Origin of the sequence: Myroides sp. LoEW2-1 (assembly GCF_009767705.1) — a bacterium.
Taxonomy (GTDB): Bacteria; Bacteroidota; Bacteroidia; order Flavobacteriales; family Flavobacteriaceae; genus Flavobacterium; species Flavobacterium album_A.
Map to the genome: position 1 here is coordinate 1 of NZ_WSPP01000277.1, position 1,316 is coordinate 1,316.

The 1,316-nt window shown below is 32.5% G+C and carries 2 protein-coding genes; both read right to left on the reverse strand.

The annotated features are described in order from the left end of the window. Nucleotides 1–53: 53 nt before the first annotated feature. Nucleotides 54–965 (reverse strand): IS3 family transposase, encoded by a 912-nt coding sequence (locus GOQ24_RS14345; protein ID WP_317165490.1) that lies wholly within the window; start codon nt 963–965, stop codon nt 54–56. Next, nucleotides 941–1,255: a transposase gene (locus GOQ24_RS14350; protein ID WP_155093491.1), complete on the reverse strand. Its 315-nt coding sequence runs from the start codon at nt 1,253–1,255 to the stop codon at nt 941–943. Before GOQ24_RS14350 ends, GOQ24_RS14345 begins: the two co-directional genes overlap by 25 nt. Between the last annotated feature and the right edge of the window lie 61 nt (nt 1,256–1,316).

The following is a 1,316-nucleotide window of genomic DNA, read 5'->3' on the forward strand; positions in this document are numbered from 1 at the left end:
TGTTTTGACCCCTATAAACCTAGAGTATTTTTAAATTTTTAAAGTATAATGTTTTAGGCTACTTTTTCTCTGCTACAAATCAAGTGTTTGTCCTTTTCCCATTTCTCCATTGGAGTGATTTTTCCAAGCAAGCCATGTAGTCTTTTGTTATTATAAAATACTACGTACTTCTTTAATATTTGTTCTATTTGTCCAAAAGTAAAGTATTCAAATTTAGTAAAAACCTCTCTTTTTAAAGTACCGTGATAGGCTTCTATGTGAGCATTTTCCTCTGGTGTTGCTACGTGTGTAAATTCTTGTGATACACCTACTAAGGAAAGATATTCTCTTACATTCTTGGCAATAAATTGACTACCATTATCCGATCTAATAACCACATTTTTAGGGTAATCTAACTCTTCAAAAAGCCCTGACAATAATTCTATTACCTGCTTCTGCTTAATATTAAAGCTGAAGTAGTCTTTTAATATTCTACGACTGTGTACATCAATTACAGAAAGTAAATAAGCATTTTTACCTTTTTGTGGTATCCATACCATCTTAATATCCATTTCAATACACTCTAAGGGTCTTGTAGTCTTTACTTTACGATGCTTAACGTACTTCTTATCCGAATGATCTCTAGTTATACGAGTTTGTAAAAGCTTGGCGTTTTTCATGATACGATATACTTTTTTATGGTTAATGGTGTACCCTTCGCGTTTAAGATACTCGCTCATCATACGGTAGCCACAATCCATAAAATCACCCCTTAAAAGCTCTTTAATTGACTCTACAACAGTTTGTTCATTAACCCAACCTTGGGTTTTATGATAGGTTAATAAAGTAGCTTTATTACCTTTTGACTTGCCAGAACACTTGAAGTAGTACGTGCTTTCACTTAAGCCAACCCAATGTATTAGTTTAGCTTTACTTTTTTGATATTTACTATAAAAGTATTCTACCAGATCTTTTTTGGATCGGATGTCCCAAACTTTTTTTTTAGAAGTTCACGTTGAACTTCTAATTCTATTTCTTTATCACTTAGTAGTTTACGGAGAATCTTATTCTCTTCTTCTGCTTTTTTAAGTTCTTTTGATTTGTCAGAAACAGCAGGTCTTAATCCTGATTCTCCTTGAGAATCGAATTTCTTCTTCCATGAGTAGAAAGTACCTGTACTTAAACTGTGTTTACGACAAGTTTCTATTACCCCATTTTCTTCTGCTTCTTCTAAAATTGATAGCTTCTCAGATAAGCTCCATTTCTTGTATTTCATAAGTCCAAAGTTATGTAATTAATTTACTAGTTTCACTCCAGCTTATTTAGGGGCTAAGATA